24 protein-coding genes are annotated in these 22,061 nt (G+C 63.9%); 11 read left to right on the top strand and 13 right to left on the bottom strand.

The window, feature by feature from the left end; translation table 11 throughout:
* The first annotated feature begins 248 nt into the window (after positions 1–248).
* Positions 249–2,060, top strand: coding sequence for a DUF882 domain-containing protein (locus tag FJW08_RS11040; protein ID WP_246682303.1), 1,812 nt, complete (start codon positions 249–251; stop codon positions 2,058–2,060).
* Positions 2,061–2,482: 422 nt separating this feature from the next.
* On the opposite strand, the gene FJW08_RS11030 is transcribed toward FJW08_RS11040, so the two are convergent.
* The gene (locus FJW08_RS11030) at positions 2,483–3,121 is read right to left on the bottom strand and encodes a 2-dehydro-3-deoxy-phosphogluconate aldolase (RefSeq protein ID WP_140810562.1); all 639 of its coding nucleotides are present in this window, start codon (positions 3,119–3,121) and stop codon (positions 2,483–2,485) included.
* 199 nt (positions 3,122–3,320) lie between these two features.
* On the opposite strand from FJW08_RS11030, the gene FJW08_RS11025 reads away from it, so the two are divergent.
* The 3 genes from FJW08_RS11025 to FJW08_RS11015 all read left to right on the top strand — a co-directional run bounded on the left by FJW08_RS11025 (position 3,321) and on the right by FJW08_RS11015 (position 6,165).
* Positions 3,321–4,253, top strand: a complete 933-nt coding sequence (locus tag FJW08_RS11025) for a rhodanese-related sulfurtransferase (RefSeq protein ID WP_140810561.1) — start codon at positions 3,321–3,323, stop codon at positions 4,251–4,253.
* A 118-nt stretch (positions 4,254–4,371) separates the two neighbouring features.
* Positions 4,372–5,109, top strand: coding sequence for a tellurite resistance TerB family protein (locus FJW08_RS11020; protein ID WP_140810560.1), 738 nt, complete (start codon positions 4,372–4,374; stop codon positions 5,107–5,109).
* Between the two features lie 300 nt (positions 5,110–5,409).
* A complete protein-coding gene (locus FJW08_RS11015; protein ID WP_140810559.1) occupies positions 5,410–6,165 on the top strand; it encodes an SDR family oxidoreductase in 756 nt (251 codons plus the stop codon).
* A 124-nt stretch (positions 6,166–6,289) separates the two neighbouring features.
* Here the strand turns inward: FJW08_RS11015 and FJW08_RS11010 are convergent, their stop codons facing one another.
* Positions 6,290–6,649, bottom strand: a complete 360-nt coding sequence (locus FJW08_RS11010; RefSeq protein ID WP_210241181.1) for an SHOCT domain-containing protein — start codon at positions 6,647–6,649, stop codon at positions 6,290–6,292.
* A 187-nt stretch (positions 6,650–6,836) separates the two neighbouring features.
* Positions 6,837–8,021 carry a pyridoxal phosphate-dependent aminotransferase gene (locus FJW08_RS11005; RefSeq protein ID WP_140810558.1) on the bottom strand — a complete coding sequence of 395 codons (1,185 nt, stop codon included), beginning with the start codon at positions 8,019–8,021 and terminating at the stop codon, positions 6,837–6,839.
* Between the two features lie 83 nt (positions 8,022–8,104).
* Here FJW08_RS11005 and FJW08_RS11000 point away from each other — a divergent pair, with 83 nt between their 5' ends.
* The 4 genes from FJW08_RS11000 to denD all read left to right on the top strand — a co-directional run bounded on the left by FJW08_RS11000 (position 8,105) and on the right by denD (position 11,084).
* Complete coding sequence (locus FJW08_RS11000; RefSeq protein WP_140810557.1) at positions 8,105–8,791, top strand: GNAT family protein; 687 nt, start codon at positions 8,105–8,107, stop codon at positions 8,789–8,791.
* Positions 8,792–8,805: 14 nt separating this feature from the next.
* Positions 8,806–9,789, top strand: a complete 984-nt coding sequence (locus tag FJW08_RS10995; protein ID WP_140810556.1) for a cation diffusion facilitator family transporter — start codon at positions 8,806–8,808, stop codon at positions 9,787–9,789.
* Between the two features lie 92 nt (positions 9,790–9,881).
* The gene (locus FJW08_RS10990; RefSeq protein ID WP_140755990.1) at positions 9,882–10,094 is read left to right on the top strand and encodes a hypothetical protein; all 213 of its coding nucleotides are present in this window, start codon (positions 9,882–9,884) and stop codon (positions 10,092–10,094) included.
* A 12-nt stretch (positions 10,095–10,106) separates the two neighbouring features.
* Positions 10,107–11,084, top strand: coding sequence for a D-erythronate dehydrogenase (gene denD, locus FJW08_RS10985; protein WP_140810554.1), 978 nt, complete (start codon positions 10,107–10,109; stop codon positions 11,082–11,084).
* A 41-nt stretch (positions 11,085–11,125) separates the two neighbouring features.
* Here the strand turns inward: denD and FJW08_RS10980 are convergent, their stop codons facing one another.
* From FJW08_RS10980 to FJW08_RS10965, 4 genes are all read right to left on the bottom strand, one after another.
* Positions 11,126–12,307, bottom strand: coding sequence for a nickel/cobalt transporter (locus FJW08_RS10980; protein ID WP_140810619.1), 1,182 nt, complete (start codon positions 12,305–12,307; stop codon positions 11,126–11,128).
* A gap of 14 nt (positions 12,308–12,321) precedes the next feature.
* Complete coding sequence (locus FJW08_RS10975; RefSeq protein ID WP_140755986.1) at positions 12,322–12,990, bottom strand: DUF1007 family protein; 669 nt, start codon at positions 12,988–12,990, stop codon at positions 12,322–12,324.
* Positions 12,991–13,126: 136 nt separating this feature from the next.
* A complete protein-coding gene (locus FJW08_RS10970; RefSeq protein WP_140810553.1) occupies positions 13,127–14,026 on the bottom strand; it encodes a LysR family transcriptional regulator in 900 nt (299 codons plus the stop codon).
* 3 nt (positions 14,027–14,029) lie between these two features.
* Positions 14,030–15,226 (bottom strand): amidase, encoded by a 1,197-nt coding sequence (locus FJW08_RS10965; protein ID WP_140810552.1) that lies wholly within the window; start codon positions 15,224–15,226, stop codon positions 14,030–14,032.
* A 542-nt stretch (positions 15,227–15,768) separates the two neighbouring features.
* Between FJW08_RS10965 and odc2 the strand changes: the two genes are divergently transcribed.
* Together odc2 and FJW08_RS10955 are read left to right on the top strand one after the other, a co-directional pair.
* Entirely contained in the window at positions 15,769–16,902 is a 1,134-nt protein-coding gene (gene odc2, locus FJW08_RS10960; protein ID WP_140810551.1) for an ornithine/lysine decarboxylase, read from the top strand.
* 97 nt (positions 16,903–16,999) lie between these two features.
* Entirely contained in the window at positions 17,000–17,575 is a 576-nt protein-coding gene (locus FJW08_RS10955; RefSeq protein ID WP_140810549.1) for an N-acetyltransferase, read from the top strand.
* A gap of 81 nt (positions 17,576–17,656) precedes the next feature.
* On the opposite strand, the gene FJW08_RS10950 is transcribed toward FJW08_RS10955, so the two are convergent.
* From FJW08_RS10950 to FJW08_RS10930, 5 genes are all read right to left on the bottom strand, one after another.
* Positions 17,657–17,941 carry an SCP2 sterol-binding domain-containing protein gene (locus FJW08_RS10950; RefSeq protein ID WP_027144782.1) on the bottom strand — a complete coding sequence of 95 codons (285 nt, stop codon included), beginning with the start codon at positions 17,939–17,941 and terminating at the stop codon, positions 17,657–17,659.
* 194 nt (positions 17,942–18,135) lie between these two features.
* Positions 18,136–18,657: a hypothetical protein gene (locus tag FJW08_RS10945; RefSeq protein WP_140810547.1), complete on the bottom strand. Its 522-nt coding sequence runs from the start codon at positions 18,655–18,657 to the stop codon at positions 18,136–18,138.
* A 29-nt stretch (positions 18,658–18,686) separates the two neighbouring features.
* Positions 18,687–19,112 (bottom strand): hypothetical protein, encoded by a 426-nt coding sequence (locus tag FJW08_RS10940; protein WP_140755974.1) that lies wholly within the window; start codon positions 19,110–19,112, stop codon positions 18,687–18,689.
* A 13-nt stretch (positions 19,113–19,125) separates the two neighbouring features.
* Complete coding sequence (locus tag FJW08_RS10935) at positions 19,126–19,668, bottom strand: rod-binding protein (RefSeq protein ID WP_140756472.1); 543 nt, start codon at positions 19,666–19,668, stop codon at positions 19,126–19,128.
* Positions 19,669–19,899: 231 nt separating this feature from the next.
* Positions 19,900–20,553, bottom strand: a complete 654-nt coding sequence (locus tag FJW08_RS10930; RefSeq protein WP_140756470.1) for a hydrolase — start codon at positions 20,551–20,553, stop codon at positions 19,900–19,902.
* Positions 20,554–20,707: 154 nt separating this feature from the next.
* Here FJW08_RS10930 and FJW08_RS10925 point away from each other — a divergent pair, with 154 nt between their 5' ends.
* Positions 20,708–21,601, top strand: a complete 894-nt coding sequence (locus FJW08_RS10925) for a LysR family transcriptional regulator (RefSeq protein WP_140810545.1) — start codon at positions 20,708–20,710, stop codon at positions 21,599–21,601.
* 75 nt (positions 21,602–21,676) lie between these two features.
* Here FJW08_RS10925 and FJW08_RS10920 read toward each other — a convergent pair whose 3' ends face one another.
* A complete protein-coding gene (locus tag FJW08_RS10920; protein ID WP_140810543.1) occupies positions 21,677–22,060 on the bottom strand; it encodes a hypothetical protein in 384 nt (127 codons plus the stop codon).
* Position 22,061 lies beyond the last annotated feature (1 nt).

Below are 22,061 nucleotides of genomic sequence, written 5' to 3'. Positions count from 1 at the left end.
CCAGCGGTTTACCAAGAAACCTTGGGGACAATTTTTGACGGGATATCGCCACCGTGTTACCGCATTTCGGCTTCAATAAGCGATGATTAACCATTAGGATCGATATTCGGATGTGATAACGACACGTCCGTTTGGGCAAATCCGGGGACAAACGGCAGCCTGCAAGGCCTTTTGATTTGAACAGAATCGAACGACTCAAAAACGGGCGGCACTATCATTTGAGCGTCTGGCCGAGATGGTTGGCGGCGGTGATTGTCGCATTTGGTTTTGTTGCCGCGGCTGCCACGGGCGCCCAGGCTGAAGTTCGTTCGCTGAAGCTCTACCACCTCCACACGCACGAGAAGGCGGAGATCGTCTACAAGCGCAATGGCCGCTACGTTCCCGAGGGCCTGAGGAAGATCAACATCATCCTGCGCGACTGGCGCCGCAACGAACCCACCAAGATGGACCCGCGTCTGCTGGATCTGGTCTGGGAAGCGTATCGCGAAAGCGGTGCTACCGACTATATCCAGGTTGTCTGCGGCTACCGTTCGCCATCGACCAATTCGATGCTGCGCAGCCGCAGCCGCGGTGTCGCCGAGAAGAGCCAGCATATGCTTGGCAAGGCGATGGATTTCTATATTCCCGGCGTGCCGCTGAAGAAGCTGCGCAATATCGGCCTCAAGATGCAGGGCGGTGGCGTCGGCTATTATCCGACCTCCGGTTCGCCATTCGTCCACATGGATGTCGGCAATGTGCGCCACTGGCCCGGCATCAGCCGCCAGGAACTGGTCAGCCTGTTCCCCAATGGCAAGACGCTGCATGTGCCGAGCGACGGCCGGCCGCTGCCCGGCTATGAACAGGCGCTGGCCTCCTATCAATCGCGCAAGGGTTCCGGCACACCGAATATCGAAATGGCCAGCGCCGGCGGCAGCGGCAAGAAATCCGGCGGGTTCCTCTCTGCCTTGTTCGGCGGCGGTGGCGCCGACGAGGCCGACGACAGCGCCGACGTGGAGACCGCTTCGGCCGCACCTGCTCCCAAGGCTAGAAATCTGAAGCCGGCCGCGACCGCCAAGAGCAGCAACCTGCCTGGTATCGCCATCGTGGCCCCGGAGAATGCCCAGCGCGCCGACATTCCTCAGCTTGCCGACGAGCAGGCTCCGGAGCCGGAGAAGAACACGCCGGAGACGATCATCGCGGCGCTGCCGGCCAAGGAAATCCCGCTGCCCGATTTCGCGCCCCGGCCGAAGGCCGATGTCGGCGCACAGCCTAAGAATGTTCCCTTCGCCATGGCGGATGCGACGGCGACCACCGAACAGGCGGTGGCGACCGCGCAGGCACCGGCGAACATGCCTTTCGGCAAGTCCGATCCGGCAGCCATCGCGCAAGCCGCTGCCGCCGATCCGGCGCAGGTTGCCGTCAACAACATTCCCCTGCCGACATGGCGCCCCGAGCACTCGCTGCCGGCGGATCTCGCACCGCCGCCCAGCAAGGATGTGCTGATGGCGCTGGCCGAAACGGCTGACCAGGACAAGACCGCGACGGATGCGTTCTCCGTGCTGCCGACAGCGCGTCCCGAGCCAACCAAGCCCGACGCCGTCAAGGCCGTGCTCGACGAAGCCAATGCCCAGGTCGGCACCGCCGCCGAATATCAGGTGGCTTCGTTGTCCGAAGAGCCGCGTTCGGCCTTCAACGATCCGTCGGGTGTCGATGCGGCGTCGCCGCGCCAGGCTGTTGCCGCCCGTCCTGCCGGTTCCGATCCGGTCGCCGCGATCGGCGCCGGCGTGAAGACGACCCGCAAGGAGGCCAGGGCCACCGCCCGCGATCAGAAACCCGGCCCCAGGGCCGTGGTGGTTGCCGCGGCGCCGCAGGCCGCCCGCTGGGCACTGACCAGCGGCGAGAACGTCGCTACCGTTTCGACCGCGACGACCGCGCCGGGCTACGCCTACAACATCGTGCATACGCCGCCGAGCGAGGTCTATACGGCCGGCTTCCAGCCGAGCAACCAGATGGCCGACGCCAGCCGCTTCACCGGCAATGCCGTCAAGTTCCTGTCGGTCGCCCGCTTCCAGACGAAGTAACGAACAGGCCACAATCTTGCTGAAGCCGCGCCGGGCGACCCGCGCGGCTTTTTGCTGTCCGAGGCACGATGCATCGGCGATGGATCACGTGCTGCTGAACTCCTCGTGAAGCCGGAACCGCTTCCTCGTTTCCCAGTTGGTGTGGGTACGTTCCAACCTGAGGAAATTCATGAAGAAGATACTATTGGCATCGGTTCTGGCAGTGGCGGCAGCATCGGCCGCGATCGGCCCATCGCAAGCTGAAACTCTGATCGTCAAGCATGGTAGGCATCACTGCAGGACCAAGGTGGTCACGCATTGGCAGCACCATCACAGGGTGGTCGAGAGGGTCAGGGTCTGCAACTGACCTGTGCTTGAGAAGAAAGCAATGCGGCCCGGTTGGCGAAAGTCGGCCGGGCTCTTTCGTGCCGAGCCGACAGGCGTTATCGCTGAAGCTTGCTCGCGGCCCGCGCGAGCGCTTCGATCTCGTCCCACTTGCCGGCCTTGACCATGTCGTCGGGCGCCACCCACGAGCCGCCGACGCAGACGACATTGGACAGGCTGAGATAGTCGGCAGCGTTCTTGCCGGTGATGCCGCCGGTCGGGCAGAATTTGACGTCGGCCAGCGGCGAGGCGAAGGCCTTCAGCGAAGCGATGCCGCCGGACTGTTCGGCCGGGAAGAATTTCAGGAAGCGCAGGCCGGCTTCGCGCGCGGCCATGATCTCGCCGGGCGTGATCGCGCCGGGCAGCAACGGAACCTCGCTGTCGGCGGCGGCAGCCAGAAGCTCACGGGTGATGCCGGGGCTGACGATGAAGCGCGAGCCTGCACCGGCTGCCTCGTCGAACTGCTTGCTGTCAAGAATGGTGCCGGCGCCGACGATGGCCTCCTCGACCTCGCCCGCCACACGACGGATCGCTTCGAGCGCATCCGCTGTCCTGAGCGTAATCTCGATCGCCGGCAAGCCGCCGCGCGCCAGAGCACGGGCCAACGGCACCGCATCGGCGACGTTGGCGATCTTCAACACCGGAATGACTGGCTGGCCATTGACGAGCGACAGGAGTTTCTCGGTCTTGCTGGGCATCTGTCTCTCCTTGTCGGGCCGCATCGAAGGGTATTTCAACCGATTAGCAGACGGGTATTGCCCTGTCCACGAAACCGGTCGCGGCGCGATGTCACGCGCTGCCATCAAGCTTAAAGGTTCTTTCTCGACAAGGCCATGACAGGCAGCCCGACCCGTTTCGCCTTGAATCGGCTTCTGCGAGCGTCTAGTTGCTCAGGCAATGACAACACCGCCCGCGCCATCCCAGCCAGTTCGCGTCGCCGCGCTCTACCGTTTTGCCCGGCTCGACGCCTTCGAGGCGTTGCGCGCGCCGCTTGCGGCCTTCTGCTGCGGCCGCGGCATCAAGGGTACGCTGCTCCTGGCTCATGAGGGCATCAACGGAACCGTAGCCGGCAGCGGGGAAGCGATCGCCGCGCTGATCGAACATATCCAAGCCATCGACGGACTGGCGGGCCTCGAGGTCAAGTATAGCAGTGCCGCGGCCATGCCGTTCCACCGCATGAAGGTGCGGCTGAAGCGCGAGATCGTCACCATGGGCGTCGAGACTATCGACCCGGCGGCAAGCGCGGGCACCTATGTCGAACCGGGCGACTGGAATGCGCTGATCTCGCAACCCAACACGATCGTCATCGATACGCGCAACGCCTATGAGGTCTCGATCGGCACCTTCAAGGGCGCCGTCGATCCGGCGACGGCGAGCTTTCGCGAGTTCCCGGCCTGGGTGGAAGCGCATCGGGCGGATCTCGAAGGCCGCAAGGTGGCGATGTTCTGCACCGGCGGCATACGCTGCGAAAAGGCGACCGCCTATGTGAAGTCGCTCGGCTTCGAGGACGTGTTCCACCTCAGGGGCGGCATTCTCAAATACCTCGAGGAGGTTCCATCCGAACAGAGCCTCTGGCAAGGCGAATGCTTCGTCTTCGACGAGCGGGTTTCGGTGTCGCAAGGCCTCGCGGAGGGCGCAGCGGAATTGTGCCGCGCGTGCCGCCATCCGCTGACGGAGAGCGACCTGATGTCGCCGAAATATGCCGCCGGGGTTTCGTGCCCGCATTGCTTCGACGCCCGCTCGGATGAGGACCGCAAGCGCTACGCAGAGCGCCAGCGGCAGGTCGAGCTCGCGCAAGCCCGGGGCAGGGGACCGCATATCGGATCTTGATCGAGGCGCCGGGGCCGGGCAAACCGGGGCCGCCTGTCATTGCAATGTCAAGCTTCGGGACCTACGTCTTCGGCGTTCGAAACCTGCCCGTTCGGCCGGGCAAATCCTGGAGGCATTGATGTTCGATCCCAAGAAGCTTCTCGACGATCTGCTCGGCTCGCAAGTTCCCGGCACCAGCGGCACGGTCCGCGACAAGGCCGGCCAGGCGGTGCAGATGGCCAGGGACAATCCGCTGGCCGCCGGTGCGCTGGCGGCCGTGCTGCTTGGGACCGGTGCCGGCCGGCAGGTGACGGGTGCCGCGGTGAAGCTCGGCGGGTTGGCCGCCATCGGTGGCCTCGCCTACAAGGCCTACCAGAACTACAAGGCCGGCAACGCACCGGAACAGGCGCCCGCCGCCGGCGAGCCGGAATTGCTGCCGCCACCCAAGGACACTGCCTTCCACCCGTCGCAGGCGCCGCAAGGCGAGGATGAGTTCACGCTGACCCTGGTGCGGGCGATGATCTCGGCGGCCAAGGCCGACGGCCATGTCGACGACGAGGAACGCCAGAAGATCGCCGGCAAGCTCAGCCTCGCCGGGATCGGCACCGATGCTGAAAAATTCCTGATGGCGGAGCTGGAGAGCCCGCTCGACCTCGACACGTTGGTGGCCGGCGCCAGGACCGATGCGCAGAAGCTCGAGCTTTATACGGCGTCGCGCCTCACCATCGACCCCGACACGCGTGCCGAGCGCGGTTACCTCGACCTGCTTGCCGGGCGGCTTGGCCTGCCGGATGCCCTGATCGACCATGTCGAGGCAACGGTTTCGGCGGCGAAAGTGCCCACCGCCAAGGGTACTTCACCCAATCCGCGCTGGTAACCCGGATTGGCACAGAGGGCCCTGGAGGCGTTTACCTTTCGTTAACTCAGGAAGCGCATGATTCTACACAGTCGGATCGGCTTTCCTCCTCCCAAGCCCGGTTCAGATCAGGGCGGTCGCCAATGACCGCCCTTTTTGTCGGCGTTCGCCTGGTTCTCTCCAGAGAAACGCGTTTCACTTTTCGACGGCACGTCCCGGTGGCCGCGCTTGCCATCGCCGCCATCATTTGCGATGCCTTCTCCACTCGAACCAACTTGTGGATCAGGCGAGCACGCACAGCGCCGCCGGAGGACAACTGCCATGACCGAGCAAAAAACCGCCATCGTCACCGGCGCCGGCACCGGGATCGGCAAGAGCGTCGCCACGGCATTGCTCAAGGCGGGCTGGAACACGGTGTTCTGCGGGCGCCGCAAGCCGGTGCTGGATGCCGCGATCGCCAAGATCGGCCCGACCGAGGCCAGGGCATTGGCGGTTGCCTGCGACATCAGCAAGGCCGGCGAGGTCGACGATCTGTTCGAGACGGTGGCGGAGGCGTTCGGCCGCGTCGACCTGCTCTTCAACAATGCCGGCATGGGCTACAAGTCGACGCCGATCGACGAGATCCCGGTCGAGGTGTGGAACGATATTGTCGGCGTCAATCTCACCGGTTCGTTCCTGTGCGCGCGCGCTGCCTTCGGCGCCATGCGCAAGCAGAAGCCGATGGGCGGCCGCATCATCAACAACGGCTCGGTGTCGGCCTATGCGCCGCGTCCGGGCTCCGTGCCCTATACGGCGACCAAGCACGCCATCACCGGTCTCACCAAGACGCTGGCGCTCGACGGCCGTCCCTTCGACATCGCCTGCGGCCAGATCGACATCGGCAATGCGCTGACCGAGATGGCGCAGCCGATGACCGTCGGCGTCCCGCAGGCCAACGGCTCGATCGCCGCCGAAGCGGTGATGGATGTCCAGCGCGTTGCCGACGCGGTGCTTCACATGGCGAGCTTGCCGCTCGACGCCAATGTGCTGTTCATGACCGTGATGGCGACGAAGATGCCGTTTGTCGGCCGCGGATAGCCGCCAAGCATTGGTCGAGCGAAGCACCTACAGCATGTCGCGCTGAGACGGGTTCAGACGACGCGCTTCAGGTTTTTGTCTCGATGCATTCGCCGAAGCCGCTGCCCACTTTGGGCGATGTGCATCAATCGCCGAGCACTCGCCGTCGCTCCTCGAACTCGTTCTTGTCGATTTCGCCGCGCGCGAAGCGCTCCTTGAGAATGTCAACAGGCGAGCGACCCGGCAGCGCGTGGTGATGAGGTGGCATTACAACCGCCCCGCCCAGCCAGCGAGTGAGAGGCAGAACGGCAGCCACCAACACGACGAAAAAGAGGATCATGAACAACGGACCGAAAATCATCGCCCAACCTCCGCCCCACCACATCATGCCGGGACCATAGGCATACCTGTCGGCATCCGGCAGTGCCTGTGCCCATGCAGCGCCGGGCGCAAGGGCCAGGATCGCGCTGATTGCCGTGGGTGACCTCATCAAATCTTTCCGCATGGGATTGTCCTATCGCTGACGATTGTCATCCTACACCGACAGGCAGCCCGGCATTTTGCGCTGGATCAAACGCCTGCATGTGCTCCGGGTCATCAAGCGGCGGCGATGCCTGCGACGCCGAGACTGCGGCTGGACCGTCGCGAAGACGCGCTTGATAACGACAAGGCTTGGAGCGCGTCGCTCGAACTCACTTCGCCAGGAATGCTCCGATCCGCTCCAGCGCCCGCAGGATGTTCTCTTCGGAATTGGCGTAGGAAAGCCTGATATAGCCTTCGCCGAGAATGCCGAAATCGGGGCCGCCGATCAGCGCCACGCCGGCCTCGTCGAGCAGGGCCGAGGCGAGCCTCTTGGCCTTCCAGCCGGTCTTCGATACATTGGGGAAGGCATAGAAGGCGCCCTTGGGCGTGATGCAGGAGACGTTTGGCAGGGCGTTCAGGCCTTCGACCACGATCTTCCGGCGGTTGTCGAAGGCGCGCATCATCTTGTCGACGTCGTCCTGCGGGCCGTCGATCGCAGCGATGCCGGCGAACTGGCTCGGCGCGTTGACGCAGGACCAGCAATTGACCGCCAGCTTGCGCACCTTGTCGTAGAGATGGGCGCCCTTGTCGCCGTTCGGCCAGATCGACCAGCCCATGCGCCAGCCGGTCATTGCCCAGGTCTTCGACCAGCCATTGAGTACGATCAGCCGGTCGCGGATCTCGGGAAAGCCGAGCAGCGAGCAATGCGTCTCGCCGTCGTAGGTCATGACGTCGTAGATCTCGTCGGAGAGGATGGCGACGTCGGGGTGCTTCTCCAGCCCCTTGACCAGTTTTTCGATCTCGGCCCGGGGCGTGACGCCGCCGGTCGGGTTGGCCGGCGAGTTGAGGATCAGGAGTCTGGTCTTCGGCGTGATCAGCGCCAGCGTCTCTTGCGCCGAGAAGGCGAAGCCGTTCTCCTCGCGCATCGGCACGGGAATGGGGGTTGCACCGGTGAATTCGATCATCGAGCGGTAGATGGGAAAGCCGGGGTCGGGATAGAGGATCTCCGCGCCGGGTTCGCCAAACATCAGGATGGCGGCGAACATGGTCGGCTTGCCGCCGGGCATGATCATCACCGCCTCGGGCGAGACCTCGACGCCGGTGGTGGTCAGCGTGCGCCGCACCACCGCCTCGCGCGTTGCCAGAAGGCCGTTGGCCGGCGTGTAGCCATGATGGCCGTCACGCAGCGCCTTGATCGCCGCCTCGACGATGTGCTGCGGCGTCTTGAAGTCGGGCTGGCCGATGCCGAGATTGACGATGTCGCGGCCCTGTTGGGCAAGTGCCGTTGCTCGCGCCAGCACGGCAAAGGCGTTTTCCTCGCCGAGACGGTCGAAGGCCGAAATCGTGTGGAGCATTTTTCCCGTCCCTGTGGTTCTTACTCTGCGGCAGCGTTTTTGTGAGCGTCCGCTCGCAAAAGTCAAACGGATTGGAGTTTCTGGTGTCGGAAAATCTTGAAAATTGGCAGCCGCGCCCGCGGCCCGAGCGCAAGGTGCTGGAGGGCCGCTATGTCAGGCTCGAGCCGCTGAGTGCCGCAACACATGGCGACGGCCTCTATGAAGCGTCGTCCGTAGCCGATGTCGACGGCCGCTTCGCCTGGCTACCCGATTATCCGCCGCAAACCCGCACCGCCTTCCAGCCCTGGCTGGACAAGGTGGAGGCGAGCGAGGATCCGTTGTTCTTCGCGGTCATCGACAAGGCCAGCGGCAAGATCGCGGGACGCCAGACTCTGATGCGCATCGATCCGGCCTATGGCGTCATCGAGATCGGCAACATCTACTGGGGACCGCTCATTTCGCGCAAGCCGGCGGCGACGGAAGCGCAGTTCCTGTTTATGAAATACATCTTCGACGAACTCGGCTATCGCCGCTACGAGTGGAAGTGCAACAACCGCAACGAGCCGTCGAAGCGCGCGGCGGAACGGTTCGGCTTCAAGTTCGAGGGCATTTTCCGCCAGCATCTCATCGTCAAGGGTGAAAACCGCGACACCGCGTGGTATTCGATCATCGACAAGGAATGGCCGGCTCTGCGCAAGGCCTATGAAGCCTGGCTCGATCCGGCCAACTTCGACGCCGATGGCCAGCAAAAGCGCCGCCTGGAAGATTTTCGCGCGGAATTCGGCGCGTAACGGGAGTTTGCCATTTGGCGCATACCCACGATCACAGCGGGCACGATCACGGCGGGCATGACCACGGCGCCGGCCATATGCATGGCTCGACCGACAAGAAGCGCGTCCTGATCGCGGCCTGCCTGACCGCGGGCTTCATGGTGGCGGAGGCGCTCGGCGGCCTGTTTACGGGGTCGCTGGCGCTGCTGGCCGATGCCGGCCACATGCTCGCCGACGCCATTGCGCTCGGCCTGGCCTGGTATGCCTTCCATCTGGCAGGCCGGCCGGCGACCGGCCAGCTCACCTATGGGTTCGGCCGGGTCAAGACGCTGGTAGCCTACACCAACGGCATCGCCATCTTCGTCATCGCGCTGTGGATCGTCTACGAGGCATGGAATCGCCTGCTGACACCGGCGCCGGTGCTGGGCGGACCGATGCTGGTGGTGGCGATCCTCGGCCTGCTGGTCAATATAGGTTCCTTCCTGGTGCTGCATGGCGGCGATCGAGACAACCTCAACATGCGTGGCGCCATCCTGCATGTGCTTGGCGATCTGCTCGGCTCGGCCGCCGCGATCGTGGCGGCACTGGTCATCGTGGCGACCGGCTGGACGCCGATCGACCCGATCCTGTCCGTGCTGGTCTCGCTGCTGATCCTGTCCACCGCCTGGTCACTGATGCGCGCCGCCGCCCACGTCCTGCTCGAAGGCGTGCCGCCAAGCCTCGACCGCGACCTGATCGCCGGGGATATCCAGACAACAGTCAAGGGCGTGCGCGAAGTGCACCATATGCATATCTGGTCGATCGACGGCACGAGCAGCATGGCGACGCTGCACGCCTGCCTTGACGAGGGCGTCGATGCGCATCAGGCGGTCAGTGCCATCAAGAAGCGGCTTGCCAGCGAGCACGGCATCAGCCATGCCACCGTGGAATCGGAATTCGGCCAGTGCGCCGACGATGGCGACGACCACGATCATGAGCATGAGCACGATGCGGCCCCGCGTCATGGCCAATATCACTAGGTCCGATCGATGACCATTAGTCGGATCTGCCTCAGGAGTTCTCCAGCCTTGAAACTCAGCCCGATGAACGACCGCCGCTCCGGTGGTGCAGCATGATGGACCGTGACACGCGCAATGCGGCCATCGCGGCGGTCTGGATCATGCTTCTGTTCGGCATTGCCGTTTTCTACCTGCCGACCGTGATGTTGGCACTCGGCAACTATTCGACCGTGCTGGCGGGTATCTTCGGCACCGCCTTCGTGCTGGCGTTTTTCTTGGTGTTCTGGCTGCGCGCGCGCACCCAGCGCAAAAATCGGGACAAGTAAGGGGTATCGGACATGCGCATTCTGATCACTGGCGCGGCGGGCATGGTCGGCCGCAAGCTCATCGCCCGGCTGGCCAAGGACGGCACGTTGCGCGGCAAGAAGATCACCGCGCTCGATCTGCACGACATCGTGCCGCCGCAGGCGCCAGCCATGGACGGCGTCAGCGTCGCACTGCACATGGGTGACCTTGCCGAAGGAGGCGCCGCAGAAGGTCTTGTTGCGTCGCGCCCTGATGTCGTCTTCCACCTCGCCGGCATCGTGTCGGGTGAGGCGGAAGCGAATTTCGAACTCGGCTACCGCGTCAACCTCGACGGCACGCGCGCGCTGTTCGACGCCATCCGCCTGGCGGGGTTCGCGCCGCGCGTCGTGTTCACCTCGTCGATCGCGGTGTTCGGCGCGCCGTTCCCGGATGTCATACCGGACGAATTCCACCCGACGCCGCTGACCTCCTACGGCACCCAGAAGCAGATGAGCGAAGCGCTGCTGGCCGACTATTCCAGGCGCGGCTTCTTCGATGGCATCGGCATCCGGCTGCCGACGATCTGCGTGCGGCCGGGCAAGCCGAACAAGGCGGCCTCCGGCTTCTTCTCCGGCATCATCCGCGAACCGCTGAGCGGGCAGGAGGCGATCCTGCCGGTGCCGCGCTCGGTCGTGCACACCCACGCCAGCCCGCGCTCGGCGGTGAATTTCCTGATCCATGCGGCTGGCATCGACGGCAATGCTGTCGGGCCGCGCCGCAACCTGACGATGCCGGGCGTCGCCGTCACCGTCGGTGAGCAGATCGAGGCGCTGGAACGCATCGCCGGATCGAAGGCGGTAAGCCTGATCCGCGAGGTGCCCGACGAGACGATCTGGGCGATCGTCAAGGGCTGGCCGACGCGGTTCGAGGCGCGGCGGTCAAGGGAGCTTGGCTTCAGCGCCGAGAAGAGTTTTGACGAAATCATCCGAGCCCATATCGAGGATGAGCTCGGCGGCAAGATTCCCGGTTAGGAGTTGCGGTGCGCCTTGCCCATCCAACGGTATGGGCAGCTCTACACGGTGCCTGTCAGGCTCGCCGACAGCAACAGCAGTCCAAATAGGAACACGAAGGCCGCGCCGCCAATCTCGACGATCGAATGGATGCGGTTGCCCATGCGGCCGTCACCGGCGAAATAGACCGCCCAGTTCTTGGCGGTCACGGCAAGCGTCGCCAGCGCCGAAACGGTGATGGCGGTTCCAATCGACATCGCCAGCACCGACAGCAAGCCGCCGAGCCAGAGCCCGTTGAGAAGCGCGAAGCTCAGCACTATCAGCGCGCCGGAGCAGGGGCGGATGCCGACCGCCGCCACCGCCGACCAGGCCGTGCGCCAATCGAAGCGGTCACCCGAAAGCAGCGCCGGATCGGGCGCATGCGAATGGCCGCAGGTTTCGCAGACCTCGCCGCTGGCGTGGTCGTGATGCGCATGATCGTGCGCGCCATGGTCGTGGTCATGCCCGCCGTGGCCATGATGATCGTGCGAATGGCTGTGTGTATGGTCGTGAACGTCATGCGCGTTAAGTGCATGGGAATGTGCGTGCACCGCATGGTCGTGGGCGCCATGCGAATGGCCGCCCGCATGGGAATGACCGGCGTGAGCCGCCGAGAGGCTGTAGGCTGGCCCCTTGCCAAACAGGCGCAGGACGGCTGGACCCAGCTTGCGCCACAAAAGCCAGGCGCCAAAGAGGGTGACCAGGGCAAAGCTCATGATCTCCATGAACCAGGCCGCATCGGTCATCGAGATGGTGGTGCCGCGCAGGACGAAATATGCAAGCAGCATGACCAGGATCGCCGTCAGGCCCTGCAGCAGCGCCGAGACGAAGGACAACAGGATGCCGCGCTTCAGCGCCACTTCGTTTGCCACCATGTAGGACGAGATCACCGCCTTGCCGTGGCCGGGGCCGGCGGCGTGGAAAATGCCGTAGGCGAAGGACAGTCCGACGAGTATCCAGATCTTGCTGTTGTCCTGGCGCATCGCCTTCATGGCTGTCGCCAGCGCGCGATAGAATTCCTGCTGCCTGAGATTGATCCACATCAGGATATGGGCGAACGGACCGGTGGTCGGCGCCATGCCGTCATTGACGCCGATGCCGAGCGAACTCTGGGCGTGCGCGGCATTGGCGAAATGCATCATGGCAAAGGTGAGGGCCAACAGGCCCAATGCCAGACGCAGGGACGGTTTCGAGCAGTTCCCGATCAGGTTCACCGGATCTATCCTTCTGGCTGACAGGTCAGTTCGAGCTTGGTGGCAAAGATCTTGCTCATGTCGGTGCCTGTCGGATCGTTGAAGAAAGCATCCGTCAGGGTCTTCTGGTTTTCCTTGATCGCCTCGTCCGGGTCCGGCCGGACGACTTTGCTCGTGCAGTTCGACGGCAGCCCCTCGACGGTGATGTTGGAATCCTCGGTGAAGTCGATCGCCGTGTAGAAGGTCGGATCGTAGACGCCTATGTCGATCGTGCCGGTCAGCTTGATCGGCACCTTGGGTTCGGACTCGAATAGGATGATCAACTGGTCGTTGTCGAAATTGGCCATCAGATGCGGCGGCGGCACCATCGTCACGTCCTTGCCGTTCTGCGTGACGAGTTGGAAATAATTGAACTCGGCCAGCGAGGCATGGACGGTATCGGCGACCTCCTTCAGCTCCTTGTCGTCAAGCTTCAGGTCGGAGTTCTTGTCGAACTCCATCATCACAGTACTCGAAAACAGGTCGTCGAAGCGCCACAGGTGACGCAACGCTTTCACACTTTGGTGATCCGGGGACAGGATGACGTCGAGGCGTGCCTCGGCGAAGACGTGCGGATGCACCTCGGCGGGTCCCGTCGCGGCAAAGGTCGCCGCCAAGGCCGAAGCCAGCATGATTGCGTGCCGTTTCAAATGCATTCGCGGTCGCGATTCCCTTGGCTTTCGGAGAGAGTTGTCGAAGGTTACCAGAAAGGGGGCGAAAATGGGACCGCCGGCGCATGTCACCCAAAAGTGCGAAGCGGTTTCGGGACAACGACACGCACACTGAGGCTGGTCAGGCGTTCTCGCGCGTCCTGAACCACTGCACCAGGAAGTCGACGAAAACGCGCACCTTCGCCGGCAGATAGCGGCGATGCGGGTAGACGGCGAAGATGCCGCCGCCGGGCAGGATGCGGTCATCCAGCACCGCCACCAATTGGCCGCTCTTGAGGTCGGGCGCGGCGATGAAATCCGGCAGGACGCAGAATCCAAGCCCCGACAAGGCCGCGGCGCGCGCCGCCATCGGGCTGTTGACCTCGATCGGACCCGACACGGCGATGCTCACCGGATCGCCATTGTCGCCCTTGAACGGCCAGTTGTTCAGGCCGCGGCCATTGGTGTCGACGATGCAGGGCATGTGGCCGAGATCCTGGGGCCGTGTCGGCATGCCGTGCCTGGCGATCAGGTCGGGAGAGCCGCAGAGCTTGATCGAAAACGGCGCCAGCCGTCTGGCGATCAGCGACGAGTTCTCCAGCCGCGAGATGCGCACCGCGAGGTCGAAGCCTTCCTCGACCAGATCGACGAAGCGGTCGTCGAGCTGGATGTCGAGGACAATATCGGGATATTGCTTGGCGAAGTCGATCAGCGACTGGCCGATCGGCGCGTCGGCGAAAGTGCGCGGCGCCGACAGCTTGATCCGGCCGCGCACGTCGCCGGAGGATTCGCGCACGGCGTCGGCCAGGCTGTCGACCTCGCGCACGATCTCCGAGGCGCGGCGGTAGTAGGTGTGGCCGGCCTCGGTCATCGAGAACTGGCGCGTGGTGCGGTTCAGCAGCAACGCGCCGAGCTCGTCCTCCAGCTCGCGCACATATTTCGACAGCAGTGCCTTGGAGCGGCCGATCTTGCGCGCCGCCGCCGAAAAGCCCTCGGCCTCGACGACGTCGATGAAGGCGCGCATGCGCGTCAATGTGTCCATGAATCAAGCCTTTCGTGCGGCATCGAGTAGTCTTCGGCCGAGCCGTATCAGGGCTATGTCGCTGCCGGAAGGGCCAAGCAGCGACAGGCCGAAAGGAGCGCCAGCGACCGAGCCGATCGGCAAGGTGATTTGGGGAAAGCCGGAGAGCCCGGCCAGGCACAGAAGATGCAAGGCGCGCTCGCGATAGGCCTGGAACTGCTCGGGTGTGCTGTCGACGTATGGCGCCGGGCCTGGCACCGTCGGCAGGACAAGGAAGCCGTCCTTGCCGAGCAGGGCGCTCAATTCATCGCGAAAGGTCAGCCGGCGCATTTTTTCGGCTTGCGCCGTCCGGTCGTCGACCGCACGGCCGAAGCCGAAACGCTCCTCGACCCCAGGCCCAAGGTCGCGCTCGCCGCTGGTGATCCATTCGCCATGCACCGTCCAGGCCTCCCTGGCCTGCAGCCGGCGAAAGCACCAATAGAGTTCATCCGGCGGAGAGCTGAAGCGCGTCGTCGGCGTCGCCGGCGTGCCGAACACCGCGCCGGCCAGCGCCTTCATTCCCGCATATTCGGCGATTGCCGGCCGGGCGACCATTTCGTCCAGCCAGCCGAGCGCCAGCGGGCGATCGAGCGGATGCTGGTGCGGGTCGCGGCCGAGCAGCAACTTGCCGACGGTCTCGTAGGTTTCGATGTCGTCGGCGAACCAGCCAAACGTGTCGAAACTGGGCGCCAACGGCATGGTGCCTTCGAGGGAAATGCGGCCATGCGTGGTGCGGAGCCCGATCAGCCCGCAGAAACTTGCCGGCGCGCGGATCGAACCACCGGTGTCGGACCCCGTGGCGATGCCGGCCAGCCTGCCCGCCACCGCCGCCGCCGACCCCGACGACGAACCGCCGGTGACGCGGTCGGGAGCCGCGGGATTCACCGGAAACGGAAAATGCGCGTTCTGGCCGAACAGAGCGAAGGCGAGCTCGTCGGTCTGGGTCTTGCCGACGAAACGCGCGCCGGCGTCGAGAATCATCTGCACGGCGGGTGCCGTGCGCGACGCGGCGTGGCCCTTGGCGAATTTCTGCAAATTGCCGCAACCGGTACGGTAGCCGGCAACGTCGTAAATGTCCTTGACCGCCAGCCGCAGCCCGGCCAGCGGCCCAAGCTCGGCATGCGCCACCGGCATCTGTCGAAGGTCGAGAAAGGCGTTGAAGGGGCCGTGCGTGCCTGTCATCGTTCGATATCCGGATACGGTTGCGCCAACATTGTTCGATGCCAGAAATTTTACAACCTGAGACACGATTTTTATTGATTGTGAAATGCTTCGCTCTTATATCGCGCTTGCCCAAAGTCGCACGTGCCTGTGGGTGTCCGCCGGTCCTCGAATGGTGAGGGAAATCGGTAAGGTAACTGGAGCCAACCCCTCCAGTCGGTTTAGCGGCCAACCGCCAGACCGAGGACACCTTGAAGCAACGACGGTGCGGGCCTTTCTGGTTCTCTGCCGGTTGTCCAAAGACCGGGGTTACTGAAGAGGCACACCTTCATTGCCGGCAGTGCGGAACGGGGTTCTCCCAATCCAAGCCAAGGCAGACAAAGCGAACCGAAGCCGGGCAAGGCCAAGGTTCATCGCCGCGAGACGGCGTTTCATGGTTCCGGGGTCTCCACCGGCTGGTTCCATGGATTTTCCGTCCCGCCTTTGTTTGACCGCGTGTTCGCGAGGCCGAAAGCCCGTGTCCGCACCCTTGTGCGCGCCGAAAGGCGCGATGGAGAAACCCGATGGCTACACAGCGCATCCTCGACTTCCTCGCCACCCGACGCCCGTCCGGCCCCTGCCTGGTCGTCGACCTCGATGTCGTGCGCGACAATTTCCGCGCCTTCGAGAAGGCTCTGCCCGATTCCAGGATCTACTATGCGGTGAAAGCAAACCCGGCGCCGGAAATCCTGCGCCTGCTTGCTGCGATGGGCTCGTCCTTCGACACCGCCTCCGTTGCCGAAGTCGAGATGGCGATGGACGCCGGTGCGCCGGCGGACCGCATCTCCTTCGGCAACACCATCAAGAAGGAGCGTGACATCGCACGCGCCTACCAGCTCGGCATCAAGCTGTTCGCGGTCGACTGCGTCGAGGAGGTCGAGAAAATCGCCCGCGTCGCTCCCGGCGCCCGCGTGTTCTGCCGTGTGCTGACCGATGGCGAAGGCGCCGAATGGCCGCTGTCGCGCAAATTCGGCTGCGTGCCAGCGATGGCCGTCGACGTGCTGCGCCATGCCAAGGGCCTCGGCCTCGACGCCTATGGTGTGTCGTTCCATGTCGGCTCGCAGCAGACCGACCTGACCGCATGGGACCGTGCGCTGGCCGACGCCAAGAAGGTGTTCGCGACGCTCGCCGAAGAAGGCATCGTGCTCAAGATGGTCAATATGGGCGGCGGCTTTCCGACGCGCTATTTGCGTGACGTGCCGGCGGCGCAGGCCTATGGCCAGGCGATCTTCTCGGCGCTGCGCAAGCATTTCGGCAACGCCATTCCCGAGACCATCATCGAGCCAGGCCGCGGCATGGTCGGCAACGCCGGAGTCATCAAGTCGGAAGTCGTGCTGATCTCGAAGAAGGCCGACAACGACAATGTGCGCTGGGTGTTCCTCGACATCGGCAAGTTCGGCGGTCTGGCCGAGACGATGGACGAGGCGATCCGCTACCCGATCGTCACCGCGCATGACGGCACCGAGACCGCGCCTTGCGTGCTCGCCGGCCCGACCTGCGATTCGGCCGACGTGATGTACGAGAAGACGCCGTATCCGCTGCCTTTGTCGCTGACCATCGGTGACGAGGTGCTGATCGAAGGCACCGGCGCCTACACGACCACCTACTCGGCTGTCGCCTTCAACGGCTTCGAGCCTCTCCGATCCTACGTGATCTGACAGCTCGCTAGAGCTGTTCAGATCACCCCTGATGGGCGCCCGTCGCCCGCTTGGGCTCGCCTGTGGAACAGATCTCCGCTCGCCAAGGATTGCGGAAATGGAAATGTCAGTTGAAATCGTGGCTCATGCGCCGGCCTTCGTAATGGTCGCCGAAACCGTTGCCGACGTGGCGGCGCGCGAAGCCTTGCTCGATCGTGCCATGGGCCCGAAGCGCAAGACCAAATCGTCGGAGAAGCTGCGGCGCGGCCGCCGGCCCTCGGAGGGTCTTGCCTTCGTCGCGCGCGATGCCTCGGGCGGCGTGGCCGGCACGGTGCGGCTATGGGACGTCACGCTGGGTGAGGGTGGTCCGGCAGCGCTGCTGCTCGGCCCGCTCGCCGTCGATCCCTCGCTCAAGAGTGCCGGCATCGGTTCGGCGCTGATGCGCCATGCGATCGCGGAAGCCGCGCGCCTCGGCCACGCGGCGATCCTGCTGGTCGGCGACGAGCCCTATTATGGACGCTTCGGCTTTTCGGCCGCCAGGACCGGAGCGCTCGCCATGCCGGGGCCTTACGAGCGGCACCGCCTGCTGGCGCTGGAACTGGTGGATGGCGCGCTTGACGGTGCCGAGGGTACGCTGAAGGCGTCCGGCCGCAAGCTCAAGGCGCAGGCGCAGATCCTGGCGCGTGAGGCTTAAGCGCGACTCCTTCAATACAAAACGCCGCCTGAAAAGGCGGCGTTTTGCTATTTCAAGGCCGCTTCTGGCGGCTGCGTCCGTTCAGCCGATCAACTGGCTCAGCGCCATGGCGACGGTCATGTCGCCTTCGACCTTTATCTTGCCGGTCATGAAGGCCATGGTCGGATTCAGGTCGCCCGCGATCAGAGAATCCAGATCGTCGAGCGACAGCTTGATGGTGCAGTCGGCGGGAGCATCCGTGGTCGAGACGGTTGCGCCGTCGATGACGATGACGCCGTCGCTACCGGTGTCGAATTTCACGGAACGATCGAACCCGCTGCTGGCCACGCGCGACTTGATCTTCTCGGCAATCTCCTGAACGCTCACGCTGTTCTCCTGTCTGGTTGCATCCGTCACGCATCGGCACTTCGGTCCAGCCGAAGTCCATGCGGCATCACTGGCGATCATGATCGCTGCCGCATATAGCTTTGGATTGACGTTTACGTCAACGCGAATTGGTGGAACTGGGCCGACCGCCGACCACTATCGGGACCGCCGGCAGCGGGCCGATGGCCGATCGCTCAATGCGCGCTGACCGGCTTGGGAGTCTCGGGCGCCGGGGTGCCGGCGTCCTGCCGCCGGCGCAGCCAGTTGTCGCGGATCTCATCCTTGCTCAGGAAATTGACTTGGTCGATCAGGACCTCATGGACCAGGGTTGCGCCGACACGGGTGTTGATCGTGTCGCGGATGGCGCCGCGAAAGGCATCGAGGTCGACCGTCGCCTTCTTGCTGAAGTCGATCTGGGGGTGGGCGTAGAGATAGGTGTAGACCTCGTCTGTAATCAGCGCCTCGGCTGGGATCGACAGCTTCTTTATCTGTTCCGGCTCGACGGTATAGACGAGCTTGGCCAGGAAGTAGCCGTCGATCTTCGAATCGTGGATCAGCGGCACCGAAATGACGTCGGTCTTGACGTAGTCCAACCCGCCCAGCATCGGCTTGGGTTTTTCGCCGACGCCGCGTTCGCCGGCGGCCTGGAACGAATAGAACACCGCGCCGAGCGTGGCGGCGCAGATCCAGACCGCTATGGCGATGACCTTGATCATGTTGATCCCGAGCCCGGCATCGCCGCGCTCTAACCTTTTTGCCTGCCGAACTCGCCGGCGGAGTAGGTGCCGTCGGTTTCGGCGCGCTGGATGGCGCTGCGCAGCAGGCCGGCGACTTCGTTGACGGCGCTCAGATGCGCCAGAATGGCGGCCTCGTTCTTCGCCAGCTTCTGGCGCAGCCGGGTCAGGCCCTCGCGGTGCTGCTCGAGGAATTCGGCCTCGCTGCCGCCCTTCATGGCACGGGTCAGCTCGTAGAGATAACGGCTCTTGCGGGCGTTCGACGCCTTGAGGTCATAGCCGGTGTCGGTGCGGATGCCGGCGGTCTCTTCCTCGACCACCTCCTCGATGCGGCCGATGATGGCAGCAAGGTTTCCAGGCCGTGCAAAGGCGGTCGGTGCGTCCGACGCGCTCGCGCGCGCTGGCAGGTTGGCGGTCAATTCGGAAGAGTCGGCCATGGTGTTTCCCAGTCTAGATCTTGATGTCTGTTTTTATGGTTGTCTCGTCGCCGGTCATCGACTTGGCGGCCTTGCGCTGCAATTCCTGGACGAGCGAGGTCGACAGACGGGTCTGCTGATCGATCTCGGTCTTTTCCGGTCCGTTCGAAACCGGGCCGATCGGCACCTTGCGCTTGCCGTCCATGTAGTGGTCGGCGAGCAGCGACTTGGCGATGCCGATGCCGCCGCGATCGGCCATGACGTCGGCGACGCGCTCGGCGAGCTGCGATTTCCACATGTCGCCGGCGAGACCCGTGCCGTAGACGCCCTCGGTATCCTTGGGCAGCATGTTCTGGATGAAGGTCTGCAAGACCATCGCCTCGAACTTCTTGAATTTCTTGGCAGGATCGGCTGTCGCCGCAGCCTTGTCAGCCGTCGCGCGCGACAGGATCGAGCCGGCATCGACCGAGGCCGCGGTGTCGACCGAAAACGTGCCGGCGACGCTCCCGGCGCGCTTGGTCAGCGCGGCGCGGGCAGCCTCTATATCCATCGGATCGGCAGCTCGGGCGACATCCATCACGATGTCGCTGGGTGGAGAGATCGCCAAGAAGGTCCGCCTTTTGCCGGGTTTCCTTAGCCCGGACCATGCCTCAACAAGCTTGTGGCAGGCTTGCGGGGAGTGGGAGGCGCAGGGGCGGGAATCGGGTCTGCCAAGTGCCAGAAGCAGAACATGAGGGGATGACGCTAGTCGATATGCAATCAGCTTGTTCGGAGCGGATCGCTCAAGACTTTCGTCACCCCCCCCAAATCAGCGCACCGTGCTCGGCACAGGCGTGTTGAGAAGCTGCTGCTCCCAAAGATACGCGATGCCGCTGCCGCCGAAGTGCTGGATGAGAATCTCGGTCAACTCCTCGACATGCTCGGTGCGCGCCCAATCGCGTTGCCATTCGCCAGCGAGCGCCATCACGGTCATCACGTTCGCGCCGGCCGTGATCATTCGCTGGATGGCAACTTCGTGAGACTCCTTCGAAATGCCGCCCGACGCGTCGGCGATCACGGTCACGTCCCAGCCTTCGCCGGCCGCCTGGATCACAGGCATTGCGACGCAGACCTCGGTCCACAGGCCGGCGATGATCAGCTGCTTGCGGCCGGTCGCCTTGACGACGTTCACCACATTCTCGTCCTGCCAGGTGTTCACCCAGGTGCGATCGATGACTTCCTGGTCCGGAAATACGTCGGTGATCTGCTTAAAGAGAAGTCCACCGCGCGCCGCGATCACGCTGGTGAGAATGGTCGGAACATTGAAGGCTTTTGCTAGCTTCGCCAGCGCGGTCGTGTTGTTGACCACCATGTGCGGATCGTGGCTGTTCAGGTTTGCGAGCTGATAAGGTTGGTGATCGATCAGAACGAGGACCGAGTCTTCAGGACGAAGAAGCGAATCAAGGCCGTTGCGAGGGGTCATCAAGACTTCCTTTCTCTGCTGCCATGGACGGCAATGGGTTCAGGGGAGACATGCGCCAGCGGGCGGCGTTGCCTGGACGCAATTTGCTGTTCCTCTTGGTGATGCGGTAGTGCCATAGTGAGGCAAGCTGTGTTGCGAAACGAGGAACGCCGGAATGGACATTGAAGATCTACAGACATTCGTCGTAGTGGCCGATGCAGGGGGCGTATCGGCCGCCGCGCGCCGGCTCGGCGTCTCCAAATCGATCGTCAGTCGGCGGCTCTTTCGGGTTGAAGCGGAGCTTGGCGTCCAGCTTCTGGCACGAACGACCCGTGGCGCTGCGCTCACGGAAGCGGGCATGACGTTCAGGGACCATGCGGCCCGAGCCAGCGCCGAGATCGACACGGCCAGGGAAACGATCCTCCCCACTGGTGAGTTGCGCGGCCGCCTGCGGGTTGCGATGCCGCTTTCTTTCGGCCCGACCCACTTCGCCCCCGTTCTTGCGGAAATGGCGCAACATCACCCGCAGCTCCACATCCATACCTCCTACAGCGATCGCTTCGTCGATCTGATCTCCGAAGGTTTCGATTGCGCGATCCGGGTCGGCTATCTTCAGGACTCCTACCTGATCGCGAAGCGCATCGGGCCGATCTACGGAAAGCTTGTCGCAAGCCCGGCTTATATCAAAGCGCACGGTTCACCTGAGACGGTAGAGCAACTCGTCGACCATCAGGCCCTCATGCAGGGAACGGAAGCCTGGCAGTTCATGGATGGCGACAAGATCGTCACGGTTCAGCCGCAGGGCAGGTTCAAGGCCGACAACGCTACGGCGCTTGCCGTTGCCGCTGCGGCAGGACTCGGCATCGCCTGGCTCCCCGATTGCATCACATACGAATATGTGGCCTCCGGCGCGCTGGTTCCGGTGATGACACGCTATCCTCCACCTTCGGCAGGCGCTTATGTCGTCCGACCGCCGGGTCGGCACCCCGCGCAGAAGGTCCGGGTCCTCATCGAAATGCTGATCGAGTACTTCGCACGAAATCCGGACGTTTGGGGTGTCGACCGTTAAACACAATTTCCGCGGCAGGCGGATGGGCTGTCTTCGCAACATTGATGAATTCGGGCCAATGATCGAGCCCCGGCACTATTCCTCGCCCCGCTTCTGCGCGATCAGGTCCAGGCGCTCGCGGTCTGATCTCTCGCGTTCGTCGCGGTTGCGGACGTCCTTGTAGGCGCGCTCGACCATGTTGGTGCGGGCGCTTGCCGCGGCGATGAGGCCGGCTTCTTGCCTTGCGCTTTCCAGGCTCTCCTCCTGGCGCACGACGGCCTGGGCGATGCGGCGATGATAGAGATCGGGGAACAGGCTGGAGAGGGAATTGTCCTGGTCGAAATGGCCGATCAATTCGCGGGCTTCGGTCTCGGCGGCGTTTGCCGCGGCGACGAAGGTGGCGTGGCGGGTTTCGTGCAGGGCTTTCAGCTGCTCCTGCACCTTGACCAGTTTTCTCAAGCGATCCTTGCGCGTGCTCATG

Origin of the sequence: Mesorhizobium sp. B3-2-1, from assembly GCF_006439515.1 — a bacterium.
GTDB lineage: Bacteria > Pseudomonadota > Alphaproteobacteria > Rhizobiales > Rhizobiaceae > Mesorhizobium.
Note: the sequence above shows the minus strand (reverse complement) of the source record. Positions and strands in the feature narration are given on the sequence as shown.

Coding starts and splice junctions, on each gene's coding strand:
- FJW08_RS10955 (WP_140810549.1), top strand. CDS start 17,000: ATGGAAATGTCAGTTGAAATCGTGGCTCATGCGCCGGCCTTCGTAATG.
- FJW08_RS10970 (WP_140810553.1), bottom strand. CDS start 14,026: ATGGACACATTGACGCGCATGCGCGCCTTCATCGACGTCGTCGAGGCC.
- FJW08_RS11005 (WP_140810558.1), bottom strand. CDS start 8,021: ATGCTCCACACGATTTCGGCCTTCGACCGTCTCGGCGAGGAAAACGCC.
- FJW08_RS10975 (WP_140755986.1), bottom strand. CDS start 12,990: ATGCATTTGAAACGGCACGCAATCATGCTGGCTTCGGCCTTGGCGGCG.
- FJW08_RS10935 (WP_140756472.1), bottom strand. CDS start 19,668: ATGGATGTCGCCCGAGCTGCCGATCCGATGGATATAGAGGCTGCCCGC.
- FJW08_RS11020 (WP_140810560.1), top strand. CDS start 4,372: ATGTTCGATCCCAAGAAGCTTCTCGACGATCTGCTCGGCTCGCAAGTT.
- FJW08_RS11030 (WP_140810562.1), bottom strand. CDS start 3,121: ATGCCCAGCAAGACCGAGAAACTCCTGTCGCTCGTCAATGGCCAGCCA.
- odc2 (WP_140810551.1), top strand. CDS start 15,769: ATGGCTACACAGCGCATCCTCGACTTCCTCGCCACCCGACGCCCGTCC.
- FJW08_RS10965 (WP_140810552.1), bottom strand. CDS start 15,226: ATGACAGGCACGCACGGCCCCTTCAACGCCTTTCTCGACCTTCGACAG.
- FJW08_RS11015 (WP_140810559.1), top strand. CDS start 5,410: ATGACCGAGCAAAAAACCGCCATCGTCACCGGCGCCGGCACCGGGATC.
- FJW08_RS10940 (WP_140755974.1), bottom strand. CDS start 19,112: ATGGCCGACTCTTCCGAATTGACCGCCAACCTGCCAGCGCGCGCGAGC.
- FJW08_RS10990 (WP_140755990.1), top strand. CDS start 9,882: ATGATGGACCGTGACACGCGCAATGCGGCCATCGCGGCGGTCTGGATC.
- FJW08_RS11010 (WP_210241181.1), bottom strand. CDS start 6,649: ATGCGGAAAGATTTGATGAGGTCACCCACGGCAATCAGCGCGATCCTG.
- FJW08_RS10925 (WP_140810545.1), top strand. CDS start 20,708: ATGGACATTGAAGATCTACAGACATTCGTCGTAGTGGCCGATGCAGGG.
- FJW08_RS10945 (WP_140810547.1), bottom strand. CDS start 18,657: ATGATCAAGGTCATCGCCATAGCGGTCTGGATCTGCGCCGCCACGCTC.
- denD (WP_140810554.1), top strand. CDS start 10,107: ATGCGCATTCTGATCACTGGCGCGGCGGGCATGGTCGGCCGCAAGCTC.
- FJW08_RS10930 (WP_140756470.1), bottom strand. CDS start 20,553: ATGACCCCTCGCAACGGCCTTGATTCGCTTCTTCGTCCTGAAGACTCG.
- FJW08_RS10920 (WP_140810543.1), bottom strand. CDS start 22,060: ATGAGCACGCGCAAGGATCGCTTGAGAAAACTGGTCAAGGTGCAGGAG.
- FJW08_RS11025 (WP_140810561.1), top strand. CDS start 3,321: ATGACAACACCGCCCGCGCCATCCCAGCCAGTTCGCGTCGCCGCGCTC.